This window comes from Corynebacterium sp. HMSC05C01 (assembly GCF_001807155.1).
In the GTDB taxonomy this organism is placed as follows: domain Bacteria; phylum Actinomycetota; class Actinomycetes; order Mycobacteriales; family Mycobacteriaceae; genus Corynebacterium; species Corynebacterium coyleae.
Genome location: NZ_KV787950.1, coordinates 71561 through 82625, shown reverse-complemented (window position 1 = coordinate 82625; position 11065 = coordinate 71561). Strand labels below are relative to the sequence as shown.

Here is an 11065-nt window from a genome sequence, read left to right as displayed (position 1 = left end):
TGGCGGATCGGACGTGGACGCATCCGCAGTCGGGTGTGGAGTACGTGTACGAGTACCCGTTTAGGCAGCTGGACCGGGAGGCGGATATGCGGGAAGCGTATGCGCGATTTGAGGGGGTGGTGGGGTGACTACTTGGTCCAGGATTAACTCATCGGGACGGAGCGTGGCACAGAGTGTGAGGCAAATGTTCAGAAGACTGAAATGGTAGCGGTGTGGTGAGTATCTGGTAGCGCTTCAGTGAGTATCCGGTAGCGGAGGCTCAACCTGGGCTCGGCACCGGCGACAAGCCGGTCAAGGATTCAAGAATGGCCTCGTTGTCAGGGGCGGATTTGATTCCGGCGCTCCGAAGGCTCGGTACTGGTTGGTACCTGGACAGCGGAGCCGGGCCGACTGCACGGCCCCGGTTGCATCTATTAGTCGTGTGAGCAGCCTACTGAGGCGGTGTCTTTGCGCATGGTGAAGACTTCTATGCGGATTCGGTGGCCGCTATGTTGCAACCGGCTTTCCGTCAGCGATATTCGCAACTGCCCGCAACACAACGGGGCAGTGACTCTTTGGCGCTGAGAGTGCTCGGGCCCCAGGCTGCCCAGAATGTCCCATCACCACTGTTGTCGGCCTGGTATCGAGACAGCGGAGCCCTGCAGTACCGAGTACGCGGAGCACAGGTACCAACTACGCGGAATCGCGGTATCAACTACCCTCCGAATCGACAGGCATCAAGAACGGGCTTGGGCCGCTCCTGAAGCGAGATGAACTGCAGCCGGACTTGGCTCAAGTAGCTGCCGAAGAGTCGGGCCGACCGTGGAGGCTTCCGCGGCGTACCACCATTTTCATCAGCGGACTCCATCCGGAACGCGCCCCACCCGAATGAAGCGGATACAGCAACCATCACCCCATGCAATTAGAGCCGCTACCGGATGCTCACTGAAGCGCTACCGGATAGTCACGACACTGCTACCAAATAGCCGGTCGCAACAGCAAATGCACAACTGGGCTTCTTTGAAGCCCCGCGTACAGATCCAGTTGTAGCGGGATGGTGGTGGGGGAACCAAGGAAGCCGATACGCCTTTGCATAGCAATGAGGAGCGGCGTGCTGCGCAGGTGGAGATAGCTGCGAATGGTCGGAAGGTGCCGAAACAGATTACGAAAGTTGACGCGAAACTGAAAGACGCTGCTGAGTTGCCGGTGGCGGATCGGACGTGGACGCATCCGCAGTTGGGTGTGAAGTCGGTGTGCGAGTACCGGTGCGGCCGGTTAGACCGGGAAGGCGTACTTGCGGTTGTGAGCGGGTTTAGAGGGACCAACTGGAAAGTGGAGCTAGAATGTACAAGAGCTGGGTGGATAAGGTTTTGCTTCGCAGACTAGTCGGATTCTTCGTCTTTTACGTTGAAACGGAAGTACGGTAGCTCCTTGTTTTGACTCTGCGCATTAAAGAATTCGCGATAAACTGACCGAGCGTTGTTTAGGAGCTCCTCATAGGTTGTTACCAGAATACCCACCGCGGCCAACTGCTCAATCTCTGTGGGATCAACACCGTAGTATTCACTGTCAGTCTGAATTGCAGATGTCGGCGCCACGAATATTGCACTAATATTCGCCCAAGTTCTGCCGCTCCGCTTAGTGGCCGGTAATCGGTTGAAGAGGCCCTTGCGGTAGCGATTTACCTGATCGGTGATCGCTGACTGGGTAATTTTAGACCGGCTTGAGTGTCCCTTGCCATCGTGACGTTTTAACTCCACAACAACGGGTAGATCCTGTTCGGCAATCTCGACGAAAATGTCAATGTACCCACGTTTATGCTCGTCTGAAGTCTCATTGCGGATTTCGGTGAAATGCTGTTTTGTTATTCTGATTTCCTCTTCCGATTTGGTCGAACGATTCCAAAAGGGGTTTAGGAGCCAAGGGTTCTCGAACAGACATTCCTCGAAAGCCTTCTCTACCTCACTTTTCTTATCCACTAACGTTTGAAGCCGTTCGATCGCGTTCAAACGCTTTGCCGCTGCGTCGGCCATCTGCCATCTGTCTTGGCGCGCCACATTCCCCAAGTACTTGGTTACCAAGGTTAATACGCTACGCTCGTCGCTTACCCCGTTAGGGAGCTCATGTGAAATTTCCTTGAGTTCGAGGCTCTCCACCAATGTTGTTACGCTATTGATGAAGGTGACCTTCTCTTCATCGCTCATCCAGTCTTCGTTTTCGAAGTCTTCGAAGCTGCCCATGAGGCGCAACAACTTACTGTTGAACGATCTTTGTGCCGTCGAGAGTCCGTTCTCCCAAGTGCTATATTTTTTATCTTTCTTAACTAGATCCGGGAGATTCTCGCGAGCATCCGACTCTTTGAGTTTGTTCCATTGATCAATGGCTCGATTTTGCATCGCTTCCGCGAGTTCCACCAGTTTTTCGACTTCAGGGTCAGATTGGTCCAGGCCCTGTCGCGATGAAGTGATAGGGTCTTCCGATTGTTCGTTGAGAAAATCGGCGGTCATCTCGCCGGTGATGTATCGTCCACCCATCTGTGCTGAACGTCTGGATTTCAACAAGTCTTCATCAGCGACCTTTCCGTTAATGTAAACAAGAAGGTTGCCCATTCCTAGGTCTGTAAGGCGTTGCGGTTGATCAATGACTCCGAGCCAAGCCTTGACACCTTTTTCTTTCAGTCGCTCCACGTCTTGAATGGAGGTACGCGAGTTGTTTCTGGAAGGGCGGTACAGTTGCCTATCAGTGGCATGCGGAAAGAGTTCTTCAACTTCTTCCTCGCTATAGCCGATATAATTTAGAGCGCGTACGTGCTCATATAGTAGGTCTGCTGGACTTAAATCAACTTTATTGGTGTTAACAAATACATTTACGTTCGAATTCCGCAGTGAGAATCTACGGGTGAGCTGAGTTTCCAGATACTTAGTAGTCGCTTGCGTGGTTGCCCTGCGAAGGTTATTAATGACTACTACGAAGCCAGAAGTTAGTTGATGGTGCGATAGCTCCTCTGGAAGAGAGTTGAGTTCAGAGGCCTCAGTCTCGTATTTGACAGCATTGCTCTCATCCACCATTTGAGAATACGAGAGCGTAAAAGTGATCCATTTCTCGTCTTTCTGGGTCTTGGTGAAGACGGTGTATTGATCCCCAAGGCTGAAAGCGGCGAGTTTGCCAATTCCTTTCTTCCCCATTGGATTCCGCTTTGGTTTACCAAGCGGAGGTTCGAAATCTTTCTTAGCTTGCCCAATACTCGCATACTGTGACCTGATATCCGCCAGAGACAGCCCGACACCGTCATCCGCAATTACAATCTGCTTGCTATTCAGTTCGATCCAGATATTTTCAGCATAGGCATCGTAGGAGTTGGCGACTAACTCGGCCAGAGCGGATGGGGAGCTCGTGTAAAGCTGACGACCGAGGTGAGTGGCAGCTGTGTTAGCCGTGTAAAATTCAATCACTTGCTGTTTGGGCATGAAGCAAGCATAGCCTTAGATTTCCTCGGTATGAGACACAATTGCGTGCCCTAGGACTTGTCCCAGTTTCGGTGGTACCGCGTTACCTATCTGGATTGCAACTGGCTGTGAGTGGTAATTGGTACCTATTTCAGGAGGCACGAAGTGATAGTCCTCGGGGAAAGTTTGAAGTAAAGCGCCCTCGCGCAAGCTTAGAGCGCGATCCTGTTCGGGATGACCAAACCTTCCGGATCCGTAGCCGATAAATTGTGTAGTGATGGTCGGCGACAGCCTATCCCACTGCATCCGACCGTATACCGATGTATAGCTTTTCCCTGAAGGCTTTTTGTAGGCGTTCGGTAGAAGTGTTGCTGGCCAATCTCTCCAAGTTCCGCCCGGTTTTGATGCGCGAATGCGCTGAAGGTTTATGTCACTCAAGGCCCGGGAACGGTGCAAATTATCAATATGATGAGTTTGACCAGCTTCAAGCGGGGCGAGATGCCCGATCGTATCCCTTACCGTCACAACATCGCTGAGGGAGTGAGTGGCGGGAGGGAGTGAAATTGGGCCGAGACGAGATGCCAGTAAGACCAAACGCTTGCGTGATTGCGGCACTCCATAAATGGCGGTATTTACAGATCCCCAGTTTAGGTGATAGCCAAGTTGTTCCAGGAGATCTATGAATTTCTTAAATACTTGTTGTTGGGCCAAATTTGGGACGTTCTCCATCGAGACAATCTCGGGGCGCAAATCCATAACGTGGTCCGCAAAATGTTCCAAAAGATACATTTTGGAACTTTTAGCCGGTGCGTCAATCGGAAGTCGGTTGTAAGTGGAAAACGGCTGGCAGGGAGCGCAGCCCATGAGTACTCGGATGTCAGTGTCGCTTGGATAAAGGGAGCGAAGCTCTCCGGATGCGATCTCCGCCACATCTTTAAGGTTGAATGTAGAACCTGGATTATTCGTCTCATATGCAAACTTACTGTGGCGATCAATGTCGTAACCCGCCACAACTTGGATCCCGGCTGACCGCATCCCACAAGTCAGGCCACCCACTCCGCAGAAGAGATCTACGCCGCGAACTTTCATAGCGATTGATTAAACACTATCGTACGCGAGTAGTCAGAAGTTTCATCTTCGGCACCGTGCCTCGAGTTGAGTTGGCCTCGGTGATCCTAGTCCCTAGAGGGTATGTGATCTTCTCAACTAGGTGATTTCTCAAGAGCATTTTCCATTCGGTCTCCTTCCTTCTCGAACAAGGTCGAGGTAACATAGCTCAGCGATCTTTTAGGATGGCTACACTTTGGGCGTGTCTACCCTCATCCCCGTCCACGCATCGGAGCACGTCCTCGGGGGCGTGTCCGAGTATCTTGCAACTGCGTTCTCGCTTGCGAACCCGGAGACGTCCAACGCGCTGAAGGCGTTTCTGGAGGACACGGAGCGGGGCATGTTCCACGGTCCGTACGTGCGCACGCGGTTGCCGTATGCACGCGCGATCGGGTGGGATGGGATCCTGGATTGGATGCCCGACTGGTTTACGCCGTACCACCACCAGGCGGAGGCGTTCCGCAGGCTGCGTAGCAGGGATGAGCAGGGGGTGCGGCATCCGGAGCCGACGCTGGTGATCACGGGGACCGGCTCCGGTAAGACGGAGTCCTTCCTGTACCCGGTGCTGGACCACGCGGCGCGGGCTCGCGCTGAGGGGCAGCGCGGCACAAAGGCGCTGCTGCTGTACCCGATGAACGCGCTGGCGAATGACCAGGCGGATCGTCTGGCCAAGCTGATCACCAACGAGCCGGCTCTTGCTGGTGTCACTGCCGGAATCTTCACGGGTGAGGCGACAGGCAGCGTCAAGAGGGTCACGAAGGATTCGTTGATTAACGACCGTGACCAGATCCGCCAGGATCCGCCGGACATCCTGCTCACCAACTACAAGATGCTGGACCAGCTGCTGTTGCGGGAGGCGGACCGGGAGATCTGGAAGCGCTCGGCAACCTCGCTGCAGTACCTGGTGTTGGATGAGTTCCACACCTACGACGGTGCGCAGGGTACGGACGTGGCGCTGTTGCTGCGTCGATTAGGGCTCATGCTCAAGCAGCACCAACCGGAAGGCTTCGCAGCCGAGTACGCGCCGAACCCGCTGGGGCAGGTCACACCGGTAGCGACGTCGGCAACCCTCGGTGGCAAGGACGACACACAAAAGGTGCTCGACTTCGCTGAGACCATCTTCGGCGAGACGTTCACCCCGGATGCGCTGGTGGGCGAGAAGACGCTGACGTACGCGGAGTGGACGGACGAGATCGCGCAGACGTTCGGCGCGCACGCCGCTCCCCTCTCCCCCGACATTGACCAGCTGCGCGGCATCGTGGACGCGATTGCTGGCGACGCCTCCGGCCGTGACCACGCCGATGTGGTGCTGGACGTGTTCCGCACGCAGCTGTGGGGCGTGGACGCTGGTGCGGACCTGAAGACCACCATCGCCGCGTACGCGGTGCACCCGCTGACTGAGAAGCTCCTCAGCACAGCGAACCCGGCGAAGTCTCTGATCCGCCGTGAGGGCGAGGGCGGCAAGTCGCTGCCGGAGGCGATGTTCGACCCGATAGTAGTGCGCACCCTGGGCGAGACCACTGCGCGGGAGTTTGTCACCCACCTACTCACCGCTGTAGCGCAGATCCGCGCGCTCGCGGGTGAGGAGTTCGGCTTTGGCGGCAAGCGCCTGCCAGGTGTGGAAACGCACCTGTGGGTGCGCGAGGTTTCCCGCATCGAGCGTGCTGTGACACCCACCGAGGACGGCGAGACGTTCCGGTTCGCGGACGACGGCCAGCTCGGCGGCGACAACACCGGCGTGTGGCTGCCGGCCACGTACTGCCGCTCGTGCGGTCGCGCCGGGTGGATGACGGCACTCGAGCCGGGTACGGATGCGGTGGTGCTGAATGGGTCGGAGATCCGGAAGGCGAGCGTCGATAAGCCTGAGCTTGTGCGCCCCTTGATTGATGCCACTGCTGAGCACCGCGAAGCCGTGAAGAACCACCTGGAGCTGACCCAGCTGGGCGACGAAGACGGCAACCGCGCGCTGATGTGGTTCCACACCGAATCCCGCATGCTGTCGCGTACCGAGCCCAGCGAGGAAGAGCTCGCCGAGGGCCGCTCCGTGCCGGTGCTCACGTACACGGGGCTCAACGCCGAGGAGCTCGCGCGCGAGCAGACGTGCCCGTCGTGCGGCGAGGCGGATGCCATCCGCTACATCGGCTCGCGCGTGGCCACGCTTTTGTCGGTGGGGCTGTCCAACCTGTTCGGCATGCCGTCGCTGGAGCAGAATGAGAAGAAGACGCTGGTGTTCGCGGACTCCGTGCAGGACGCGGCGCACCGCGCGGGCTTCGTGCAGTCCAGGGCGCGCGCGTTTGGCGTCCGTACGCTGATGCGCAGCGTCGTCGGCGACGACGAGGTGTCGCTCGCGCAGATGCCGCTGCGGATTCTGGAGCGAGCGGACGAGGCCGCGGACCCGGCGCGTGCGCGCTTTGAACTGCTGCCGCCGGAGGTTGCGGAGACCACCACGTTCACGCCGTTTTGGGCGAAGGACGCTGATACCGCGGCTCGTCGAGAGGCCACCACTGCTGCGCTGCACCGCCTGGGGCTTGATGCGGCGCTCGAATTCGGGCAGCGTGCGCACCTGCCGCGCTCGTTGGTGTCCACGGGTGCGCTGGTGCCGTCGGTGCAGGTGGACGATGAGGTCCTGCTTGCGGCTGCCGAGGAGGCGCTGCAGCACGTGGACGAGGCCCTGTTCGAGGTCGCGGACGCCGGCTCGCCGGAGCTTCGGCTGCGCTGGCTGCGGGGCCTGCTGGAGCAGGTGCGCGACCGTGGCGGCGTGTACTCGCCGATGTTGAAGACCTACCTGCAGGACGACGCGAACTCGTGGCGCCTGCACAACCGCTTTGCCAAAGCGCACGGCATGCCGACCTTCCCCAAGGGCGGAGCGCCTGAGTTCCCGCGCTCGGGGACCGCGTTGGATGACAAGGACCGTGGCATCACTCCCCTGGGCAGCCCGCGCGGGCGGTACGCGCGGTGGACGTCGAAGGTGCTGGGGATCTCCACCCACGACGCCACGAACGTGCTCACCAACGTGTTCAAGGTGCTCGCCCGCGAGGGCGCGGTGCAAGCGGTGTCCACCAACTCCGGCGGCACCATCTACGCGCTTGCGCCGGAGAGCGTGGTGGTGCGCCACGAGGACGCAGCCGAGATGTTGCACTGTGGGGTGTGCCGGGGACCCTTGGGCGCGGACAGGCAAACCCGCTCCTTGCTCGCCGGGCTGCCGTGCCCGACGCCCGGCTGCCTCGGCGAGCTTGCAGCGGAAGGCATCGAGCAGAACTACTACTCGCGGCTGTACACCTCCACCACCCCGCGCGCGGTGGTGGCGCGCGAGCACACCGGCCTGATTCCCAAGGAGGAGCGGCTGGCGCTGGAGCGAGCGTTCCGCGGCACCGACGACGAGGCGCCGAACGCGCCGAACGTGCTGGTGGCCACGCCGACGCTGGAGATGGGTATCGATATCGGCGACCTGTCCACGGTCATGCTCGCGTCGCTGCCTACGTCTGTGTCCTCGTACGTGCAGCGCGTGGGCCGCGCCGGGCGCCTGACCGGCAACTCGCTGGTGCTCGCGTTCGTGCAGGGCCGCGGCACGATGCTGCCGAAGCTGAACCAGCCGCTGTCTGTGATCGCGGGTGCCGTGGTGCCGCCGGCGGCGTTCCTCTCCGCCACCGAGATCCTGCGCAGGCAGACGACCGCGTACCTGGTGGACACAATGGCGTTTGCTGCCAATGGGTTGCAGGTGGCGCACGCGCAGGACGTGTTCAGTAGCCGTAAGACGTCGCTAGTGCAAGTGCTCAGTGAGGAGATCGCGGCCGGGGTTGCATCTCGTGTGGATGCGTTTTTGGCCACGGTTGAGGACGGCCACGTGGACGATGCAACCGTGGACGGCGTGCGCGAGTGGGCATGCGGTCAGGGCCCGGACTCGCTGCTCGGCGAGCTCGAGCGCACCCGCTTGCTGTGGGAGGCGGAGAAGTCCGAGCTGCAGGCGCGCTGGGACACGTTGGCGGACAGGTTGAAGGAGCTCGAGGCCAAGGTCGACCCCAACGCGGGCACCGAGAACGCCGACCCGGAACTGGAGCGCGAAAAGCGCAGCACCCGGGCGGCGTGGCGGCGCGCCGGGCGCGACTACAACGAGATCCTGCTCGACGATTTCTGGATCAGCTCCATGGAGCGCTACGGGCTGCTGCCCAACTTCACGCTGTTGGATGACTCCGTGGAGCTGGCCGTGGTGGTTTCCCAGCTCAACCCGTCGTCGATGCAGATCGACCCGGAGACCTTCGAGCTCTCCCGCGGCGTGTCCTCCGCGCTGACGGAACTCGCGCCGGGCAACACGTTCTACGCCCGCGGCATCGCCGCCACGGTGGACGCCGTCGAGCTCGGCGCGGGTGGCGCGGACGTGGAGCAGTGGCGTCTGTGCCCGGAATGCTCCTACGGCGAGAAAGTGGTCACCGGTACTGCGCCGGGCGCGTGCCCGGTCTGTGGTGCGGGCGCGTTCGCGGACAAGGGCCAGATTGTGGAGACGGTGCGCATGCGCCGTGTCTCCGCCGAGGTGGACCGTGCGCGCGCGACCATCGACGGCTCACACGAAGACCGCTTCACCATGTTCTTCCACACCGCACTGAGCTTCTCCGTGCCAGACGGCGGTCACGGCGGCAAGTGGTTCCTCTCCCAGGGCTTCGGCGCGGAGTACCTGCGGTACGTGAACTTGAACTGGTTCAATCTGGGCCGCGGCCCCGCCACGAAGAAGATGTTGGCGGGTAAAGAGATTGACGCTCCCCTGTTCACCGTGTGCAACTACTGCGGGCACCTGGACTCGCAGAAGGGCGCGAACTCGAAGTGGGACCACAGGCCGTGGTGCCCGAAGCGTACCGCCCGCGAGGAAGAGTCCGTCACGGTCGCGCTGGGCCGCACGCTGCAGACCCAGGGCGTGCTGCTGCACGTGCCGGTGCAACTGACCGCGGGCGACAAGGCGACCATCCCGAGCCTGACCGCCGCGATCAAGCTGGGCTTCAAGGAGGTCCTCGGCGGCGACCCGGACCACCTCAACGTGGTCACGGTGCGCGTGCCGGACGCCACCGGCAAGACGGTCGAGGCCCTGCTCATGCACGACAACGTGCCGGGCGGCACCGGGTACCTCTCACAGTTCGCCTCGCCTGAGGACGTCCGCAGGCTCCTCGAACGCGCCTTCACCAAGGTGCGGGACTGCGACTGCGCTGCGGACGAGCGCCTCGCGTGCCCGGACTGCCTGCTGCCGTACACGAACTTCCAGCACGTCGAGGTCACCTCCCGCGCCGCCGCCGAGCGCGCCCTGCGCGCGATCCTGAGCAACCAGGACCACCCCGCCCAGGACCTGGATCCGCTGTCGGTGCAGTGGACCCCGCAGACGGAGGCCCCGCAGCTGGACCAGTCCTCCAACCTGGAGGTCCGCTTCCGCGAGATGATGCGCGACGCGCTCGAGGCTCGCAATGCGACGGTCAAGGACATCCCCAACGCCGGCGGCGTGGAGTGGCACATCACGTTCGCCACCGGTGAGGAGTGGAGAATGCGCGAGCAGGTGGACTACGGCTACACGCGCCCGGACTTCCTGTTCCAGCACCGCCGCAACCCGTTGCTGCGCTCAGTGGCTGTCTACACCGACGGTGCCGCGTTCCACTTCAGCGCGCAGTACTACCGCTTCCCCACCGACATACACAAACGCAACAGTCTGCACTTCGGCGACAAGCAGATCCTGCCGTGGAACGTCACCGACGCCGGCCTGGATTGGTTTGCACGGGAGACGACGTTCGGCGAGGCCGCACCGGCGTGGGTCAGCGAAAAAGCGGAGAAGCGCACGCGCGCCATGAATGGCATCGGCAACAACGAAATCGCGTTTTTGAAGGCCTCCCCCATCACGCAGCTGCTGACCTACCTGGCGGAGCCGGAACGGTCCTCGTACGCGCTGATGGACAAAGCCCTGCTGCAGATGCTCAGCACCTCCGTGGTGCCCTCGCGCATCCCGGGCGGGGCGCGCCTGACGTTCCGCAACGAGATCCACTTCGACGCCGCCAAGGTAGGCGAAGAGATGGTGCTGCAACGATTGCTTGTCAGCGCTCTCACGCCCGGCTCCATCACCGAAGACAACTGGCGCGACTTCCTGCGCTTCGCCAACATCGTGTGGCTGGCCAACAACACCGTCACGGTCGACGTTGGCGACGGGGATGCTGTGGGCGTTGGGCAACCGGAGGACGTCGAGAAGCAAAGTGCCGTCGAGGCCGCGGTCAGTGGGCTGTGGGCCGAAGCGATCGAAGAGTTCGAAGACGAAGCCGACGTTGCCGCCGCGCTGCGCACCCTCGTGGACGCGGGCGCGCCGCCGACCGAGGAGATCGGCGAGGAAATCGGCTCCATCCCGACCGCCGTGTCCTGGACCGAACTGCGCATTGCGCTGCTGATCGGGCAGGACGCCTCCTACGCGGGTGCCGAAGCCAAGCTTCGCGAGCAAGGCTGGACGCTACTGTACCCCGATACACTCTCGGCAGAGACGATCCCGGCCGCGCTGCTGGGTAAGGAGTAACACC

3 protein-coding genes are annotated in these 11065 nt (G+C 60.8%); 1 reads left to right on the top strand and 2 read right to left on the bottom strand.

Annotated elements, in window-relative coordinates; genetic code table 11:
- Positions 1–1361 precede the first annotated feature (1361 nt).
- Positions 1362–3446, bottom strand: a complete 2085-nt coding sequence (locus HMPREF3145_RS04725) for an ATP-binding protein (RefSeq protein WP_070422097.1) — start codon at positions 3444–3446, stop codon at positions 1362–1364.
- Between the two features lie 15 nt (positions 3447–3461).
- Positions 3462–4514: a DNA cytosine methyltransferase gene (locus HMPREF3145_RS11470; protein ID WP_083279389.1), complete on the bottom strand. Its 1053-nt coding sequence runs from the start codon at positions 4512–4514 to the stop codon at positions 3462–3464.
- A 220-nt stretch (positions 4515–4734) separates the two neighbouring features.
- Between HMPREF3145_RS11470 and HMPREF3145_RS04715 the strand changes: the two genes are divergently transcribed.
- Entirely contained in the window at positions 4735–11061 is a 6327-nt protein-coding gene (locus tag HMPREF3145_RS04715; protein WP_070422109.1) for a DEAD/DEAH box helicase, read from the top strand.
- Positions 11062–11065 lie beyond the last annotated feature (4 nt).